The organism is Mesomycoplasma hyopneumoniae J (assembly GCF_000008205.1).
GTDB lineage: Bacteria > Bacillota_I > Bacilli_A > Mycoplasmatales > Metamycoplasmataceae > Mesomycoplasma > Mesomycoplasma hyopneumoniae.
In genome coordinates, this window is the sequence record NC_007295.1 from 52,296 (window position 1) to 71,184 (window position 18,889).

General features: G+C 29.7%; 18 protein-coding genes. All 18 read left to right on the forward strand.

The window, feature by feature from the left end; all coding sequences use genetic code 4:
* Nucleotides 1-270 precede the first annotated feature (270 nt).
* The 18 genes from MHJ_RS00220 to tyrS all read left to right on the forward strand — a co-directional run bounded on the left by MHJ_RS00220 (nucleotide 271) and on the right by tyrS (nucleotide 18,862).
* Complete coding sequence (locus MHJ_RS00220; RefSeq protein WP_044284572.1) at nucleotides 271-999, forward strand: F0F1 ATP synthase subunit A; 729 nt, start codon at nucleotides 271-273, stop codon at nucleotides 997-999.
* Between the two features lie 27 nt (nucleotides 1,000-1,026).
* Nucleotides 1,027-1,332: a F0F1 ATP synthase subunit C gene (locus MHJ_RS00225; RefSeq protein ID WP_011283865.1), complete on the forward strand. Its 306-nt coding sequence runs from the start codon at nucleotides 1,027-1,029 to the stop codon at nucleotides 1,330-1,332.
* 53 nt (nucleotides 1,333-1,385) lie between these two features.
* Nucleotides 1,386-1,952 carry an ATP synthase F0 subunit B gene (locus MHJ_RS00230; protein WP_044284739.1) on the forward strand — a complete coding sequence of 189 codons (567 nt, stop codon included), beginning with the start codon at nucleotides 1,386-1,388 and terminating at the stop codon, nucleotides 1,950-1,952.
* Complete coding sequence (locus MHJ_RS00235; protein WP_014579552.1) at nucleotides 1,952-2,515, forward strand: F0F1 ATP synthase subunit delta; 564 nt, start codon at nucleotides 1,952-1,954, stop codon at nucleotides 2,513-2,515. The genes MHJ_RS00230 and MHJ_RS00235 overlap by 1 nt, the downstream gene beginning before the upstream one ends.
* A gap of 18 nt (nucleotides 2,516-2,533) precedes the next feature.
* The gene (atpA, locus tag MHJ_RS00240) at nucleotides 2,534-4,057 is read left to right on the forward strand and encodes a F0F1 ATP synthase subunit alpha (RefSeq protein ID WP_044284573.1); all 1,524 of its coding nucleotides are present in this window, start codon (nucleotides 2,534-2,536) and stop codon (nucleotides 4,055-4,057) included.
* 28 nt (nucleotides 4,058-4,085) lie between these two features.
* Complete coding sequence (locus MHJ_RS00245) at nucleotides 4,086-4,916, forward strand: F0F1 ATP synthase subunit gamma (RefSeq protein WP_011283869.1); 831 nt, start codon at nucleotides 4,086-4,088, stop codon at nucleotides 4,914-4,916.
* Nucleotides 4,917-4,933: 17 nt separating this feature from the next.
* Entirely contained in the window at nucleotides 4,934-6,349 is a 1,416-nt protein-coding gene (atpD, locus tag MHJ_RS00250) for a F0F1 ATP synthase subunit beta (protein WP_011283870.1), read from the forward strand.
* The gene (locus tag MHJ_RS00255; RefSeq protein ID WP_228365406.1) at nucleotides 6,336-6,596 is read left to right on the forward strand and encodes a hypothetical protein; all 261 of its coding nucleotides are present in this window, start codon (nucleotides 6,336-6,338) and stop codon (nucleotides 6,594-6,596) included. Before atpD ends, MHJ_RS00255 begins: the two co-directional genes overlap by 14 nt.
* A 108-nt stretch (nucleotides 6,597-6,704) precedes the next feature.
* Complete coding sequence (gene recU, locus MHJ_RS00260) at nucleotides 6,705-7,190, forward strand: Holliday junction resolvase RecU (RefSeq protein WP_011283871.1); 486 nt, start codon at nucleotides 6,705-6,707, stop codon at nucleotides 7,188-7,190.
* Nucleotides 7,191-7,412: 222 nt separating this feature from the next.
* Entirely contained in the window at nucleotides 7,413-8,369 is a 957-nt protein-coding gene (gene rpsB, locus MHJ_RS00265) for a 30S ribosomal protein S2 (protein WP_193325077.1), read from the forward strand.
* A gap of 30 nt (nucleotides 8,370-8,399) precedes the next feature.
* Entirely contained in the window at nucleotides 8,400-9,311 is a 912-nt protein-coding gene (gene tsf / locus MHJ_RS00270; protein WP_011283873.1) for a translation elongation factor Ts, read from the forward strand.
* Between the two features lie 84 nt (nucleotides 9,312-9,395).
* Nucleotides 9,396-10,718: a signal recognition particle protein gene (gene ffh, locus MHJ_RS00275; RefSeq protein WP_011283874.1), complete on the forward strand. Its 1,323-nt coding sequence runs from the start codon at nucleotides 9,396-9,398 to the stop codon at nucleotides 10,716-10,718.
* A 27-nt stretch (nucleotides 10,719-10,745) separates the two neighbouring features.
* Nucleotides 10,746-12,113: a glycine--tRNA ligase gene (locus tag MHJ_RS00280; RefSeq protein WP_044284574.1), complete on the forward strand. Its 1,368-nt coding sequence runs from the start codon at nucleotides 10,746-10,748 to the stop codon at nucleotides 12,111-12,113.
* Nucleotides 12,106-13,947, forward strand: coding sequence for a DNA primase (dnaG, locus tag MHJ_RS00285; RefSeq protein ID WP_011283876.1), 1,842 nt, complete (start codon nucleotides 12,106-12,108; stop codon nucleotides 13,945-13,947). The genes MHJ_RS00280 and dnaG overlap by 8 nt, the downstream gene beginning before the upstream one ends.
* A gap of 20 nt (nucleotides 13,948-13,967) precedes the next feature.
* Nucleotides 13,968-15,998, forward strand: a complete 2,031-nt coding sequence (locus MHJ_RS00290) for an RNA polymerase sigma factor (protein ID WP_237697226.1) — start codon at nucleotides 13,968-13,970, stop codon at nucleotides 15,996-15,998.
* 6 nt (nucleotides 15,999-16,004) lie between these two features.
* Nucleotides 16,005-16,778, forward strand: a complete 774-nt coding sequence (locus MHJ_RS00295) for a Nif3-like dinuclear metal center hexameric protein (RefSeq protein WP_011283878.1) — start codon at nucleotides 16,005-16,007, stop codon at nucleotides 16,776-16,778.
* On the forward strand, nucleotides 16,772-17,602 hold the full coding sequence (locus tag MHJ_RS00300) for a deoxyribonuclease IV (protein WP_011283879.1): 831 nt from the start codon (nucleotides 16,772-16,774) through the stop codon (nucleotides 17,600-17,602). The genes MHJ_RS00295 and MHJ_RS00300 overlap by 7 nt, the downstream gene beginning before the upstream one ends.
* Nucleotides 17,603-17,617: 15 nt before the next feature.
* A complete protein-coding gene (gene tyrS, locus MHJ_RS00305) occupies nucleotides 17,618-18,862 on the forward strand; it encodes a tyrosine--tRNA ligase (RefSeq protein WP_011205904.1) in 1,245 nt (414 codons plus the stop codon).
* Nucleotides 18,863-18,889: the final 27 nt, after the last annotated feature.

An 18,889-nucleotide genomic window follows, 5' to 3' on the forward strand; every position in this document is an offset into this window, starting at 1 on the left:
TGTAATAAAAATTAAAACTGAAAAAACTACGTTTTTTAAAGGATTTTTTGCTTATTTGGGATTAATTTTATTTCAGGGATTAATATTGATTTCCATTTATTTTATTAATAAAAAATTCCAAAAAACCAATGCTAATAGCATTTTTGGAATTTTTTCTTATCCTGTTAATATTTTTTCTTTTATTTTTGGCTATACAATTTTCCCGGTTTGTGCTATAATAATAAATTCTATAAATATAAAAGTTAGTCAAAAACAAAAAAAGGAGAAATAATGGATTTTTTTCGCGACTGAAATCAACCGCAATTATTTACCCTTTTTATTCTAGTATTTCTTGTAATAATTTTATCAATTATTATTTTTTTTCATATAAAAAAAGCAAAAATTGATGAATCCCCATCAGCTGTTGTTTTGTTTGCTGAATCTTACCTAATTTTTATTGATGATTTAGTTGAAACTGCTGGAGAAGGTTATATTAACAAAGTAAAACCATACATTTTTTCACTTTTTACCTTTTTTTTACTAGGAAATTTATTATCACTTGTTGGCTTAGAGCCAATTTCAACATCAATTTCGGTTACTTTAAGTTTGGCCTTTATTAGTTGGTTTGGAATTTTTGTAGTTGGCGCTATTTATTCAAGGTGAAAATATTTGTCTGAATTTGCAAAAAATCCTTTAAAAATAATAGGGATTCCAGCGCCGTTAATTTCATTATCGTTTCGTATGTATGGAAATTTAATTTCTGGATCAGTTTTATTATTAATAATTTATTCAGGCGTCCAGTGAATTTATCAAAAAATACCATTAGGGACTTTTGGTAATTTTAATTTGCCGATTGTCTTGATTTTTCCACCTTTTCTTATTTATTTTGACATTGTTGGCTCGTTAATTCAATCTTTTATTTTTGTAATTTTAACAACTTCATATTGAGGTATGGAGGTAAATCAGGATGAAGCAAGATTAAAAATTAATAAAAAACAACTAAATTTACAGAAAATTTAGACTTAAATAACTTAAAAAAGGAAAAAAATGAATTCTATTGTTAATTTTTCGCAACAACTTATTCAAAATTTTCAGGAAGTAAGTCAAAGAACTGCGGCAGATTCATCAAATTTAAAAGCATTTGCATATTTAGGCGCAGGACTGGCGATGATTGGAGTAATTGGGGTTGGTGCTGGCCAAGGATATGCGGCCGGGAAAGCCTGTGATGCAATTGCCCGTAATCCCGAAGCACAAAAACAAGTATTTCGTGTGTTGGTTATAGGGACAGCGATTTCAGAGACATCTTCAATTTATGCGCTTCTTGTTGCACTAATTTTAATTTTTGTTGGATAATTTTAAGCAAAAATTAAAATTTTTATTCTTTGATAGGTTTAAAAAAAGTTAAAATGGTAAATCTGAATCAATCATTGGGTGACTTATTTAAAGGGATTATCCCTAATGTTTATGTTTTGGGTGCTACAATAGTTAGTTTTTTGATTTTGTTTTTATTTATTACTTATTTTGTCTATCGTCCGTTAAAGAAATACATAAAAAAACGTAAGGATTTTTTACAAAACCATATAGATCTAACAATTAAATCAAATGTAGAAGCTGAAAAACTTGAAAAAAAAAGTCAACAAAAACTGCTAGAAACTAAAGAGTTTTGCATTGAGCTTAAAGAAAAATCACAAATTGAAGCTAATGAATTTCTTGAAGATGCCAAGAAAACTGCAATCGATAATGCGCGTCAACTAATTAATGAAGGCCAAAAAGTTCTACTTGAATACGAGAATGAAATTAAGTCTAAATATTATATGAATGTTATAAATGTTGCAGTTGAAATCTGTCAAAAATACCTTGAAAAACAAGATAAAAATAATAAAATTCTCCAGCAAAGTCTGATTGCTGACTTGGAAAAGGAGCTAAAAAAACGCGAAAATTCCTCCAAAAAAAAGGATAATTTTGGTAAATAATGTATTTGTATAAAAAAAATTATTATGGTTATGCTGAGAGTCTTTTGGATATTTCCATTTCTGAAAATAATGTTGAAAAATATATAAATGATTGTTTTTTTATTCTTAGTATAATTCAGAATAATCAGGTTTTAATCTTGTTGTTTAAGTCTCATTTTATTGGAAAACAGGAAAAATTTAACATAATAGATAAAATTTTTTCAGCAAAAATTGAAAAAATTTTAGTTAATTTTCTTAAAGTTATTGCTAAAAATAACCTTTTTTTATATTATAAGCAAATTTTGCTAAAATATATTAAGCTGGCAAATTCTCATTTAAGTCAAACTTGGGGTGAAATTGAAACTGCATTTCCGATTTCTTCAGTAATGACTTCAAGTTTCGAGTCTATTCTTTCAAAAAAACTAGGAAAAAAAGTTCATCTAAGACATAAAATTAATTCAAAATTAATTTCTGGGATTAGAATAATTGTTGATAATCAAATTTTTGAAAATTCACTTTTTTCCGAACTTAAACTGCTAAAACAAAATCTAAAAAAACACCTAATCACCAAAAATGATCTATAAATTTAAAGGTTTTTTATTATGAATAAAGATATAAATATAGCCGCAATAATCAAAAATGAAATAGAAAATTTTGAAGGGAAAATTCAAAATCACGACATTGGAAAGGTCATTATTGTTGGTGATGGTGTTGCGCTTGTATCGGGAATTGAAAAAGTAAAATTTGGTGAACTTGTTGAATTTGAAAATAATGTTTTAGGAATCGCGCTAAATTTAGAACAAGATTTAATTGGCGTTGTTATTATGGCTAGTGAAAATTCAGTTTTTCAAGGGTCGATAGTTAGAAGAACAAAATCGGTAATTTCAATTACAGTTGGTGATCAACTTTTAGGACGAGTTGTAAATGCTCTAGGAATTCCAATTGATGGAAAAGCAGAACTTGATAATAGTCTGAAAAGTGCGATTTTTACAAATGCGCCGTCAATTATGGACAGAAAAAGTGTGGATCGCGGGCTAAAAACAGGAATTTTAGCAATTGATTCACTAGTTCCAATCGGAAAAGGTCAGCGTGAATTAATAATTGGTGATCGCCAAACTGGAAAAACAACAATCGCAATTGATGCAATTTTAAACCAAAAAGGAAAAGATGTTTATTGTGTTTATGTAGCAATTGGACAAAAAAACTCAAGTGTCGCACAAATTGTTTCGCTTTTAGAAAAAAAAGGTGCCCTTGAATATACAACAGTAATTTTGGCTGGAGCAAGCGAACTCTCACCTCTCCAATACCTTGCGCCATATTCTGGGGCAGCGATCGCCGAATACTGAATGAATAAGAAAAAAGATGTGCTAATAATTTATGATGATTTATCAAAGCATGCAATTGCCTATCGAACTTTGTCACTACTTTTGAGAAGGCCGCCCGGAAGAGAAGCATTTCCTGGGGATATTTTTTATCAGCATTCTTACCTCCTTGAAAGGTCTGCGCAACTTTCTAATGACAAAGGTGGTGGTTCGATTACAGCTTTGCCCATAATTGAAACCCAGGCCGGGGATATTTCTGCATATATCCCAACAAATGTAATTTCTATTACCGATGGGCAAATTTTTTTACGAGATAGTTTGTTTAATTCTGGCCAAAAACCAGCAATTGATATTGGCCTTTCAGTCTCACGGGTTGGTTCTGCTGCCCAAACTAATTTGATGAAATGAGCATCTTCATCCCTAAAATTAAACTTAGCCCAGTATAATGAACTTAAAGCTTTTGCCCAGTTTGGTTCTGATTTAGGGCCTAGTTCACAGTTAATTTTAGATCGTGGGAATAAAATTTATGAAATTTTAAAACAAGAAAACCAATATCCACTAACTGAAAGGCAGCAAATTATGTTGCTAATTTTGATTCGCGAAAATCTAATCGATAGTTTAGAACAAAAATCAATACCATTATTTAAGTCAGCGTTTTTAAAATATTGTGATTCTGAGCCCAAATTTAGAGACAAAATTGAAAAAATGGATTATAATCGTGTTCTAGAACCCAATAATCTTGCTGGAATTCTTAAAGATATCACCGATTTTATTGAAAAATTCAATTTAGGGAATGTATTTTAGTTAATTTTTCTGTAAAAATGAGTAAAAAATGCCCAAATTAAACCGACTTAGAGCCCGATTTGTCCAGATTCAAAACATTGAAAAAATGACAAATGTAATGGAAATGATTGCGAATGCAAAAATTCCAAAAATAAAAAACAAGTTTAAAATTGTTCAAGAATATTTTGAAAATTTAGATTATATTTTTCAAAATATTCTTGCAAATTTATCTAAGAAGGTTGAGGAATTAACTAATGCTGATTCCAAAAAAAATCTTTATATTATTTTTGGATCAAATTTAGGTTTTTGTGGTGCCCTTAATAATTTAATCTTAAAAAATGTTGTCCCACAACTTCAGAAAAATGATGAAATTATCGTCTTTGGTGAAAAAATTTATAATTTTTTGTCAATAAATTACTCTAATTTAATTATTAAATTTTTTCTAAATATTGAAGAAACTAATTTTAGTGAACCAATTTTAGAAATCTCAAACTTTGTAAATCAATCGATTTTTGAGAGAAAATATAAAAAAATTTTTATTTGTTATAACAAATTTATCAGTATTATACATTCAAGCCCAGAGATGCAAAATTTATTTGATTTCAAAAAAAATACTATAAAATACGGTGGTTACGGGATTGAGTTTGAACCAAATGCTACTGAGGTTTTTAAAAAATTAATGCCCTTTTATATAAAATCCATCCTTGAAAAACTTTTTATCGAATCAAAATTAGTTGAGACTTCAACTAGACGAACATCAATGGAAAGTGCAACTGAAAATGCCAGTGAAATTTTGCATAAGTTAGAAACAGAAATAAATTCAAGTCGTCAAGCAATGATTACACAAGAAATTATTGAGATTATTAGTGGTAAAATGTAGAAAAAGTAGGTAAATTTATGGAAAAACAAAAAAATGTTGGTCATATTGTACAAATTTTTGGCCCTGTCATTGATGTTCAGTTCCCAAACGAACATATGCCGGCGATTCTTTCAGCTCTTGAGGTTAAAATTAACGATGAGAGTATAATTTTTGAGGTCGCACAGCATTTAGGTGAAGGAATTGTTAGGGCAATCGCAATGTCAATGACTTATAATTTATCAAAAGGACTTGAGGTTTATGATACTGGTTCACAAATTTCAGTTCCTGTTGGAAAACAAGTACTTTCTCGAATGTTTAATGTTTTAGGTCAACCAATCGATGGCGGAAAACCACTTGATTCATTTATAAAAAATCCTATTCATGCAAAAGCGCCGACATATTTAGAGCAAAAAGCAACTAGCGAAATTTTAGTTACTGGCATAAAAGTAATTGATCTTTTAATACCATTTATAAAAGGCGGGAAAATCGGACTTTTTGGCGGAGCAGGTGTTGGCAAAACTGTTTTAGTTCAAGAATTAATTAATAATATCGCTTCAAAACATGGAGGTCTTTCGGTTTTTGCTGGAGTCGGCGAAAGATCGCGCGAAGGAAATGATCTTTATTTTGAAATGAAAAAGGCCGGTGTTCTAGATAAAACGGCGCTTGTTTTTGGACAAATGAATGAACCTCCTGGAGCAAGAATGCGAGTTGCGCTCTCAGCACTAACGATGGCAGAGTATTTTCGTGACTATGAAAATCAGGATGTTCTACTTTTTATTGATAATATCTTTCGGTTTACTCAAGCAGGCTCAGAAGTTTCAACTTTATTAGGAAGAATTCCTTCAACAGTAGGATACCAACCAACATTATCCACTGAAATGGGTCAGTTACAAGAGCGAATTACATCAACAATTCGCGGTTCAATAACCTCGGTTCAAGCGGTTTATGTCCCAGCTGATGATATCACTGATCCCGCACCAGCAACAACTTTTTCTCATCTTGATGCAAAAACAGTTCTAGATCGAGGCATTGCTGCTTTAGGGATTTATCCAGCAGTAGACCCACTGGCTTCATCATCGCGGGCACTTGAACCAAATATTGTCGGTAAAAAACATTATCTAGTTGCCAAAAAAGTTGTTCAGATTTTGCAAAGATTTAAGGAATTACAAGATATTATTGCGATTTTAGGCGTCGATGAACTAAGTGAATCTGATAAACAAGTCGTTGCCCGTGCGCGAAGAATTCGAAATTTTTTATCACAACCATTCTTCGTAGCGCAGAAATTTTCCGGAATTCAAGGGCAATTTATAAAAATTCAAGATACGGTTAATAATTTTGATGAACTTTTATCAGGAAAATATGATAATATCCCTGAAGAAGCATTTTTATATGTAGGGACAATTGATCAAGCACTTGAAAAAGCAAAAAAAATGGGTTGAAGTGAAAAAAATTAGTCTTAAAATCCTTACTCCAAAAGGAGTTTTTTTAGAATCAAGTCCTTATTCAGTGGCAGTGAAAACAAAACTAGGTTACCGAATTGCCCAGTATGGAATTACACCTTTTGTTGGTGTGATTTCCTCCTCAAATTTGCATATTTTAAATGATAATGAAAAAATTGAAATTCCAATTAAAAGCGGAATTGTTTATGCTAACAAATATGAGGTTTTGATTTTTAGCGAGGATCAATTATCATCTACCTAATATTAATTTTTTTATGGAAAATTTCATAAAAAAAGGAAAAACAGCTTGTTTTTCCCAATTTTTTCCTTTTTTCTGCCAAAAAGTGAAAAAAAACTTAATATGTTATATATGAACCACAAAAACCGCGGAATGTTTCTCGAAAAAATTATTAACAACACAATTGAATTTTACTGTGAAAACGGTATTGGTATTTTCCATAAAAAAAATTTAGATATTAGTTTTAAGGCGGTTAGTAAAGATTTAGCAGTCAATGATGCTTTTATTTTTAAGAAATCAACAGTTGATTATTATGGAATTTATAAAGGAATTTTTGTTGCTTTTGAGGCAAAAAGTACAAACGAAAATGTTCTAAATTTAAAGCAAATACCTGAACATCAACTAAGTTATCTTCAAAAAATTCGAGAACATTTTGGTTGTGCTTTTTTTATAATTTTTTTCAAACAACTAGAAAAATTTTATATTGTAAGTATTGACAAAATTAATTTATCCTGAAAATCTATTCCTGTTGCATTTTTACAAAAAGAAGGTTTTGAAATCCCGCTAACATATCCAGGGATAATCGATTTTATAGGTTATATTGATCAGATGATTTAATTTTTTAGTTTAATTTGTAAATTTAAAGCAGAATTACAGGTAGTAATTGTATCAGAAAAAGATTAAATTGTTTTTAATTTTTAATTTTTAATTTTATGATATAATTTAATTCTTAAGCTCAGAATAAATAAAAATATCATTAAAATGGATTCAGTTGGGTGTGCTTTTTTAAGTTCTAACTGTTCGAAATTTTAAGTAGAAATAACAAACTAAAGGAAAAATATGGAAAAACTAGTAACACAACAAGTCCAAAATGTTGATCCAAAGCAATCCGAAATATTAAATATTAGCGAGATTCCAGCGGAAAATCCTACTGAAACTCCTATTATTTCAAAACAAAAATTACTCGAAGCTGGGGTTTATTTTGGTCACAAAGCATCACAATGACACCCAAAGATGGCGCAATTTTTGTTAAAAAAAAAGAGAAATGAAACCCACATTATTGACGTTTTAAAAACACAAAAAATGTTGGAAATTGCCTATAAATTAGTTGAAAAGTTTGCTCAAAAAGGAGCAAAATTTATTTTTGTTGGAACAAAAAAACAGGCAAAAAAAGTCATAGAAGAACAAGCTGTCCGAACAAATTCTATTTATGTTTCAGGCAGATGATTAGGTGGAACTTTAACAAATAATCGAACAATTTTATCTAGGCTTAAAACAATGGAAAATCTTGAAAAGCAAGCAGCAGAAAATTTTCAAGGTTATACAAAAAAGGAAAAACTTGCAAAACAAAAACAATTAGCCAAGTTACAAAAAAACCTTAACGGAATTAAAGGGCTTAAGGATGTTCCCCTATTTTCTCTAATTATGTTAGTTGCCGACCCCTTAAAGGATGCAATCGCGGTTAAAGAAGCTCGTAAGAAAGGGATAAAAATTATTGGCATAACAGATTCAAATGTTGATCCTTCGTTGGTTGATTTTGGGATTCCAGCAAATGATGATTCGACTAAATCAATTACATTAATATTTACAGTTCTAGCTGATGCAATTGCTTCAGCAAAAGGAGGTAAAAAACTTTTTGCATATCAGTCAGACGAAAATATAATTCTTCCTGAGGATCCAGAAAAAGAATTAAAACAAACTCGTTACCGCAATAATTCATTTGAAAAATTTGCTCGCCAAAAAAATACTTTAAAAGAGAGTCAAGTTTTAAAACCAAACACAGAAATTCAAGCCTAAAAAATAAAAATAAAAATACGAGAGGTTAAGATGTCACAAATTGATAAAATGGCAAAAATCAAAAAATTAAGGGAAATTAGTGATGCTCCCTTTGTTGATTGTAAAAAAGCATTAGAAAATTCCGATTATGATATTGATTTAGCAATTAATTGACTTAATAAAAGCGGAAAATCAAAAGCTTTGAAAAAATCAGATCGAATTGCCGCTGAAGGGTTGGTTTTAGCAAAAAAAGATCCTAATTCCGTTTTAGTTTTTGAGCTAAATTCGGAAACTGATTTTGTTGCGAAAAATCAAAATTTTATAAATTTGCAACAAAAGATTGGTGAGTTACTCCTTGCAAATGATTTTACAAATTTAGAAGACGCCTTACTTATTCAGGATGAGGCAGGTAGGCCAATTTCAGAATTATTGATTTTAGCAACAGCAACAATAGGCGAAAAAATTACCTTGCGTCGCGTTTTTAAAACAAAATATTCTTTAGAACAAAGTGTTGAAGTTTATACCCATTCAAATGGTCAAATTGCAGTAATTACGATTTTAAAAGGCGGAAATTTAGAAATAGCAAAAAATATTTCCATGCATGTAGCGGCATTAAATCCCCAATATATTTTAAAAATCGAGGTTCCAAACGAGAAATTGCAGGAAATTCAATTAGAAGTTGAGAAAAAGGCTTTTGCTGAAGTTAAAAATTTTGAGAAAAAACCAGAAAATGTTAAGGCCGGCATTTTAAAAGGAATGATAGACAAGCAACTTTCAGAATTTGTTTTAGAACTTCAGCCTTTAGCGACTGACAGTGCTATTACAGTCGAAAAATATTTAGCTCAAAATTCAGCAACATTAGAAAAAGTAGTTCGTTTTGAGGTAGGCGAGGGGATCCAAAAGCAGAATGTTGATTTTTCCGCTGAGGTTAATCAGCAAATTCAAGAATTTCAGAAAAAATAGAAAAATTATCAAACTAAAAATCTGAAGAGGGGTATAAAATTTTTCCTATTTTTAAAGGAAAAGTTTTGTATTTTTTATAAACAAATGCTAGAATTTTTAACTAATCGAATTCAGTCATCCTTAAAAAAATTACAAAAATCCATAACAATTAATGAAAGTGATTTAGTCGAAATAACACGTGAAATCCGGCTTGCCTTACTTGAAGCTGATGTTAATTTGTTGGTGGTTAAAGATTTTATATCTAAAGTTAAAGCCCAAGTCTTAAAGCAGGGTTTGACTTCAAAATTAAACCCACAGCAAGAATTTCTAAAAATTTTACATCAAAATTTACTAGAAATTCTTGGAATTAATTCAAAATCAATTAATTTTAACAAAACTCTTACTATAATAATGTTAGTTGGCCTTCAAGGTTCGGGGAAAACAACAACCGCTGCAAAATTAGCAGTTTTTGCAAGGCAAAAAAAATTAGCAAAAAAAATTTTACTAGTTGCTTGTGATACTTATAGACCAGCTGCAATCGATCAATTAAAACAGTTAGGAAAACAGGTTTTAATTGAGGTGTTTTATGTTGAGAAATCACCAGTTCAAATTGCAAAAGAGGCCCTAATTTATAGTAAAAACAATGATTTTGATCTTGTAATTTTCGATACGGCTGGCCGGCTTTCAATCAACGAAGAATTAATGAATGAGCTTTCAGAAATTAAAGAAAATATTAAACCTGATCAAATTTTATTTATTCTTGATGCACTTTCAGGTCAAGACATTATCAATGTTGCTCAAATTTTCAACCAGAAAATTAACCTCACAGGAGCAATTATTACAAAATTAGACTCAAATGCGCGCGCAGGTGCCGCGCTTTCAATAACGCATTTACTTAAAATTCCGGTTTTGCTCGTCGGGACAGGTGAAAAAATTTCTGCTCTTGAACTTTTTCATCCAAATAGGATGGCCGATCGAATTTTAGGAATGGGGGATGTAAGGTCACTTTTAGAGCAAGCAGAGGAAAATATTGACAAAAAAACAGTAAAAAAATTATCTCATCGAATGTTTTCTGGCCAGTTTGATTTAAATGATCTTTTAAATAGTCTAGCCCAGATTCAGAAAATCGGAAAATTTTCAAAAATTATTAAAATGATACCAGGTTTATCAGGAAAAATTGATCAAAGTCAAATAGATGAAGTTGAGAAAAAGATGAAGGTCTATAAAATTTTGATTTCTTCAATGACAATTGAGGAAAGAAAAAAACCAAAAATTTTAAAAAATCCCTCGCGTCGAAGTCGAATTTTGCGTGGTTCTGGAAGGTCAAGTGCTGAATTTAACCGTTTAATTAATGAATTTGAATCAATGTCGAAAAAAATGTCAGAAATTTCCACAAAAAATCTTAATCTTGACTCTTTTATTAAATAAAAACTAATAATTGTTAAGGATTGAATAATGGCCAAAATTGAAAATTACAATTTTTTTATTAACCAACTACGGGAGCTAGGGTTTGTTTTTCCAAGTTCACAAATTTATGGTGGTCTGGCAAATTCGTATGATTATGGTCATCTTGGTGTGCTTTTAAGAAAAAATATTGAGAATTTTTGAGCTGATTTTTTTGTTAATTCAAATCCTAATGCATTTTTTATTGATAGTAAAATTTTATTAAACCCGAAAGTTTGACAGGCGTCTGGACACCTTGATAATTTTGTTGATTTATTAGTTGAAAATAAAATTAATAAAAAAAGATATCGTGTTGATCATCTTTTTGAAGAATTTTTTCCTGAGGTTGAATTTGAAAAATTATCTCAGGATGAAATTCAGGGGTATTTATCTCAAATTCAACTTTTGGAAAATGCAAAAGTTGAATGAGCTAGCCCAAAAAAATTTAATTTACTTTTTCCGACCTATCAAGGCATAATCGAAGATGAAAAAACACTTTTATATTTAAGACCGGAGACAGCTCAGGGTATTTTTATAAATTTTAAAAATCTTCTGCGGACAACAAAAAATAGTTTGCCCTTGATAATTGCTCAAGTAGGAAAATCTTTCCGAAATGAAATTTCCCCGGGAAATTTCATTTTTCGTACACGTGAATTTGTACAACTAGAATTAGAAATATTCTTAAAACCCGATCAATCAGAGAATTTTTTTCAAAATGAGATTGAAAAAATTAAAAACTTTTTAAAAAAACTTGGTTTTGCGAAAAATTCAATCAGATTAAACTATCACAAAAAAGAAAAATTAGCTCATTATGCCAAGGCAACAGCTGACTTTGAATACAATTTTAATTTTGGGTGGGGTGAATTGATCGGAATTAGTAATCGTGGTGATTATGACCTCAAAAACCATAGTGAGAAAAGTGGTGAGAAGCTTGAATTTGTTGATTCAGCTACAGGAAAAAAATTTTTACCCCACATTATCGAACCTTCGATGGGCCTTGATCGTTTAATGTTGGCGGTTTTAGAAGAATGTTTTTGTTTTGACAGTGTAAAAAATCGCTATTTTTTAAAGCTACCATTTATTCTAAGTCCTTATAAGGTTGCAGTTTTGCCGCTTTTGAAAAAATTTAATTTTTTAGCAGAAAAAATTTGAAATGAATTAATTAGCCAAAAAATATCAGCAACACTAGTAACTTCCGGTTCAATCGGGAAAAGATACTATCATCAAGATGTGATTGGAACGTATTTTTGTATTACAATTGACCAAAAATCGGTTGAAAATAGCATTGTAACACTAAGATTCCGGGATACAACCGAGCAAAAAACACTAAAAATTGACGAAATAACTAAATTTATCAAGGAAAATTTTGTTAATGAATAGACAAGAAATTATAACACATATAATAAAAAATACCGATATTTACGACCTAATTTCAAAAAATATAAATTTAAAACCAAAAGGTCGAGATTCTTTTGTCGGTCTTTGCCCATTTCATGAAGATACAAATCCGTCGTTGTCAGTTTCCTTAAAAAAACAAATTTTTAAATGTTTTTCGTGCCAAAAATCCGGTAATATTATAAATTTTGTAATGTTGTTACAAAATTTAAATTTTTTAGAAGCCCTGCAATTTCTTGATAAGGAATATAATTTAAAACTTAAGCTAAATTATACCACAAAACTTGAAAAAAATTATTCAAAAGATGAGCTTCAAGCATTACGAGCCTTTGAAAACGCGGTTTCTATTTATTTAGTTGAACTTATCAAGATTTTCTCTTTAGGCCAGCAGAATTTGATTATCGAAAATCCTATTTTTTTCCAGTTATTTAACTTCCTTAAATCACGCGGGATTACAAGGGAAATTATCGAAAAATTTAAAATCGGATTTGTGCCGACAAACTCAATTTTAAAAAAATTTTTAATTGATTCAAAATTTTTTGATGGCGAGGTTTTAATGAATTATTCACTTCTAACTGTTAATGGAAATGATTTTTTTCAAAAAAGACTTGTTTTTCCGATTGAAAATTTTGAAGGAAAAGTGGTTGGATTCTCTGGTCGCTGTTTAGATGATAAAATATGTCAACCAAAATATTTGAATTCATCCTCGAATAGTTTGTTTTCAAAGACTGAAATTCTTTATAATTATGCAAACGCAATAAAGCAAAACCCAAAAGAAATCATTATTACAGAAGGATTTTTTGATGTAATTGCTTTTTATAAGGCGGGAATTCAAAATGCAGTTGCACTGATGGGAACAACTTTGACAAAAAAACACTGTGAAATGCTTAATAATTTTACAGTTTTACTCGCGCTCGATAGTGATAAGGCTGGTGTGGAAGCTAGTCTAAAATCAGGACTTATTCTGGGACAAAACCGTATAAATACTTATATTTTAACAGGTTTTGAAGGCAAAGATCCAGATGAATATTTCAATACTTTTGGTTCAGAAGCACTTGTTAATAAACTAAGTAATCGAATAAATAGCTTTGATTTCGCTTATGATTTTTATAAGAATTCTATAAAAAATAATTCAAGTGAAGAGATAAAAATTTTCATTGAAAAATTTAGTCCCTTTTTAGAAATATTATATCACCAAAATCTGCAATTAGCGCAAATTTTTTTCAAAAAAATTAAGGAAGATTTTGGTATTTCCCAGGATAGTTTTAAATTTAGACCTTCAGTTCAACATTATAATGAATTAGAAAATACCTTAAAAGAAAATGAGGACCAAATTAAAAGTATTCACATAAAAAAAACAACTAATTTATGGCTAGCAAAACCGATTTCAACCGAAATTCAAGAACTTAAAATTTTAAGTCAAGTTTTAGATGATATTTTATACCATGACGGTGAAAAATATAATCGTTTTAAAGGAAAGCAATTTAAATTTCTAAATCCATTAAATAATAAATTAATGGAAGAAATTAACATTTTTGGGTATAAAAATCCAAAAATGCGGGAAAAGATAAAAACAAAATTAAAGGAAGTAAATGCTGAATTAGAAAATTTAATATTTAAAGATCGCATAGAAAAACTCATAAACGAGGATTTAAATTGAAAAAAAGAGAAAAATGCCGATGATTTAGACAATTTAATGGAATTAATACAAAAAACAAGAGGCAGAAAAGATGCCGATAATATTCGTAAACTTCAACTTGATAAAGAAATGAATAATGAGTTTGTGGGCAAGTTCTTTAAAAAAATTAGAGGTCTATAATCAGAAAAAGGTGGGTGTTTATGCTAAAAAAACAGTTAAAATTCCCAAAACAAGAGAGTTTTATTGATTTTTCGTTGCTAGAAAAAACGCAGAAAACAAAAAAAATTATTGATAAAAAAGTTTCAAGTATTAGTGTAGAAGAGATAAAAATGGAAAATTCATTAAAAAAAGTAAATATAGAAGAAGGAAAAAAAACAGATTTAACAAGAGAAGATGGAATTAAAAAGCCAAAAAATACAAAAAAAGCAAATCTTCGTGAGCGAAGAAAAAATTCATACGAGCAAATCGAAAATTTTTTCAACATTATCAAAACATCAAAACACCAATCAGATTTTTTAAAGAATTTAGAACAATTTCGAGCAAAAACTTTATTGCAACTATCTCAAAATATTAATTCAACTAGTTTGGCTCAGAAATCAAAAAAAGAAGAAAAATCTAAACAAAAAACAGAAAAACAGCTAAATTCCACCCTGGTATCCCCCAAAAAACCCGTAAAAAAAGCTAAAACAAATTCAGTTAAGGAAAAACTAACTAAAATTATCCCAGTCAAAAAACCTGATAATATAGATTTACCTAAAAAAATAACAGAAAATAAAGAACTTTTCCCCCAAAAAGAGGATTTTATTCCAATTTCTAATATTAATCAAAATAGTTCTGAATATAATTTTATTATCGAGAAATTAGAACAAGAATTAGAACAAAAACACCAAAAGATAGGAAAAAATAGTTCTAATTTAGATAATTTTTCTATTTTTTTAAGTCACGATGAAATTTATAAATATATTGAAAAGTGAAATCTTGCAATTGAAGAAGAAAAACTTGATGATTTTTTTCAAACTTTAATACAAAGAAAAATAATTGCTGATGAAGTCGATAAGGAGGATCTTGAAAATGTTTCAAGTTTTGATTTTGCCGAGCAAATTAATAATAAAAAATCTGTTAGAGATAAAAAAAATAAAAAATATAGTCAAGATTTTGATCAGTCACTAATAAACTTAGATGATCAAAATTTCGATATTAATCATAACGAGGAAGATGATAATTCTGACCTAAATCTAGGACAATCAGTCGATGATTCCTTAAAAATTCAGGAAATTGACGACCTGGATTATATAACAGAAAATAGTCCAAATCAATACCACAAACCAAAAGTTTATAGTGATGAAGTTTACCTTAACAAACTGACCGATACAAGTGATATGATAAAATGGTATATGCGTTGGATTGGAAAATATGGAAAACTTTTAACGGCTGAAGAAGAAAGAGAACTTGCAAAAAAAATGAAAATCAAAGGCCGGATTGGAAAAAAAGCGCGTGATACCTTAATAAAACGGAATTTACGTTTGGTGGTTAACAGTGCAAAACGCTATAAAAACCGCGGTCTTGGATTTATCGATCTAATCTCAGAGGGAAACCTCGGTATTATTAAAGCAGTTGCAAAATATGACTATACCCGTGGATTTAAATTCTCAACTTATGCAACCTGATGAATCCGCCAAGCGATTACAAGGGCGGTTGCCGACCAAGCCCGGCTCATTCGAATTCCGGTTCACATGGTCGAGACAATCAATAAAATTAATAAGGTAGAAAGGGAATTACAACAAGAAAAAGGACTTAATCCAACAGCCGAAGAAATTTCAGAACGTTTAGATGGCGAATTTAGCCCTGATAAAATACGGTATATTAAAAAAATCAATATCGATCCAATTTCACTAGATAAAGCAATTGGGAAAGAGGAAGATAGTTCATTTTCTGATTTTATCAAGGATGAGAATATGATTTCCCCAGTAGATTATGCAATTCGTGAGGAAAAAGCGAAAGTTTTGCTTGAAATGATCGATTCAACACTTGATTATGATGAAAGAGATTTTATCAAAAGACGTTATGGGGTCGGAACAAACGATGAAGGAATTCCTTATCAGGCCCATAGTTTTGAAGAGCTTGCGGCGATGCGTCGAGTAACAAAAGAGAGGGTTAGGCAAATTGAGGCAAAAATTCTAAAAAAATTAAGAACCCCACATCGCCGCCTATCATTAAGGGATTTTAATTAAAAAGTAATGAAAACAAAGGAAGTTGGCGATTTTCTCCTTGAAAAATTTCCACTAGAAAATTGTCAAAATTGGGATAAGTGTGGCTGACAATTTCTTTTTGATACTAAATTTTTAGGCGCAACTATTTGTCTTGATCTGACAAATGATGTCCTAGATTTTGCACTAAAAAACAGTTCTAACTTGATAATAACTCATCACCCATTTTTTTTCTATCAAACAAAAAAAGAGGAATATGCCTATTCACCTTATAAAAAAAAACTTACTCTTTTACTTAAAAAAAAATTAATTAGCGTGATTTCACTGCATACTAATTTTGATTCAAAAGAAAATCAAACTGCTTTTTCAATAATAAAGCAGTGTGGATTCGATTTTGAAAAAATCGAAAAAATTGATGAATTCAATATTTTGTTTCAAACTAGTGCGGATTTTAATGAAATTTTAAAAAAAATTTCATTAAATACAAATTTAACTACTTTCCGCAGCAATGTTGAAAAAAATTTTTTTCCAAAAAAAGTAGCAATTCTTCCTGGTTCAGGCGGAATTTTGGCCTGCCTTCAAGCAAAAAAACAAAAAGCCGATTTAATTATCACCTCAGATCTAAAATGATCCGATCAGATAACATTATACCATAAAAAAATAAAAGTCCTAGAAATTCCCCATTTAATTGAGCAGGCTTTTGTCTTTGAAATTGAGCGAATTTTAAAGGAAAAATATAGCAAAATTCCAACCTTTACAGTTAAATTAGCTGAAATTTTAAAAGAAATGAGATTATTATGATAAAAATAGGCTCCCATGTAAGATTCAGAAAACCTGATTATCTTTTTGGTGCAATTCAAGAATCACTAGAAAATAAAGCAAACACTGCAATGATTTTTCTAGGACCTCCACAGTCAACTTTCCGAGTCAAGCCCGAGAATTATAAACTCCAAGATTATCAAAAACACTTTTTTAAACAAATTCCGCCTGAAGATATTATTGTTCATGCCCCTTATATTATAAATCCGGCTAGTCCTATAAAAGCACAATTTTCTAATGATTTTTTAGTAAAGGAGATCGAAAAAATAAACTATATCGGGGCAAAATTTTTGGTTCTACACCCTGGATTTTTCACAAGTTTTACTAAAGAAGTGGCAAAAAAACAGTTAATTTCATCACTAAAATCAATTTTAGAAAAAACTAAAAATGTAATTTTATTACTTGAGACAATGTCTGGAAAAGGTAGTGAAATGTGCGCTAATTTTGAAGAAATTGTTGAAATAGTTGAAGCAGTTGAATCACCAAGAATCGGAATCTGTCTTGATACATGCCATGTCTGGGATGCTGGATATGATCTTAAAAATTTTCCTGAATTTTGTAAAGAAATAAGAAGAACAAGGCTAATTAATTATTTGAAAGTGATCCATTTAAATGATTCTTTAAGCCCACTAGGTTCAAAAAAGGATCGACATGCTAATATTGGCAAAGGTTTTATTGGGCTTGAAAGCTTACGCAAAATTATTTTTGACCCACTTTTTGCTAATATTCCTAAAATTTTAGAGACACCTTATGTTGATAATAAGCCTATTTATGATCAGGAAATTGCGCTTTTATTAAAAAAAGTTTAAAATTTAAAGGTTTTTATGTCATATATAGAAAAACAAGAATTTCTCACTGAATTAAAAACAAGAAATATTCTAAAGGATATCAGCAGTCCTGAAAAATTTTTTAATCTAAAACCTGACCAAGGAATTTATATCGGATTTGATCCAACAGCTACTTCTCTGCATTTAGGAAACTATATTTCAATCAGTCTACTTAAAAGATTACAAAAAATAGGGATAAAAGTACTTGCAGTTATTGGTGGGGCTACTGGAATGATTGGGGATCCATCTTTTAGTTCAAAAGAGCGAAAACTACTTGATTTTAAGACACTTAATGCCAATAAAGAGAAAATTAAAAAACAGTTAGAGTCCTTTGGTTTGCCAGTTTTTGATAATTTTGAGATATATAAAAATATGAATATTCTTGATTTTTTGCGTGATGTCGGGAAAAATATCAATATTTCTTATCTTTTAGCCAAAGAATCGGTGGCTTCGCGGATCGAAGTTGGTCTTTCTTTTACAGAATTTTCCTACCAGTTGATTCAAGGCTGAGATTTTAAATTTTTAGCAGAAAATTATCAAATAATCGGTCAAGCTGGTGGTTCTGATCAATGAGGGAATATGGTTACTGGTCTTGATTTTATCAAAAAATCAAATTTAGTCCAAAAAGATGAAGCTTTTGTGTTTACAACTAATTTATTAACCGACGAAAACGGCCAAAAATTTGGCAAAAGTTTAGGAAAACCAATCTGGCTTGATCCAGAAATGTATTCGCCATTTCATTTGTACCAATTTTTATTAAATCAAAACGATGAGCAAGCCGAAAAAATTATGTTGTGGTTATCTTTTTTAGATCTAAAAGTAATAAATGAGCTAATTTTCAAGCATAAAAATGATAAAAAACAACGTATTTTACAGTATAATTTAGCACAAGAGGTTGTTTTTAATATCCATGGAGACAAAGGCCTAAAGATAGCTAAAAAAATTACAAAAATTTTATTTGAAAAACTAGATTATACAGAAATAACATTTAAAGATAAGTTAGAACTAAAAAAAATTATCCCGTATTTTAAAGTATCTTTTTTCAATGCCAATCAAATAATCGACCTTGGAATATTTAAATCAAAGCGTGAATTAAATGAATTTATTTCTCATAAAGCTCTTGAAATTAATGGATCTAAAATCTCAAATATTGGTGATATAACTGAAGAACTAAAAGATAAAAGCAATTTATTTTTGCTTAGAAAAGGCAAAAAATACTTTTTTATCATAGAACTTATTTAGTGTTTTTTTCTAAAAAAACATTTATAA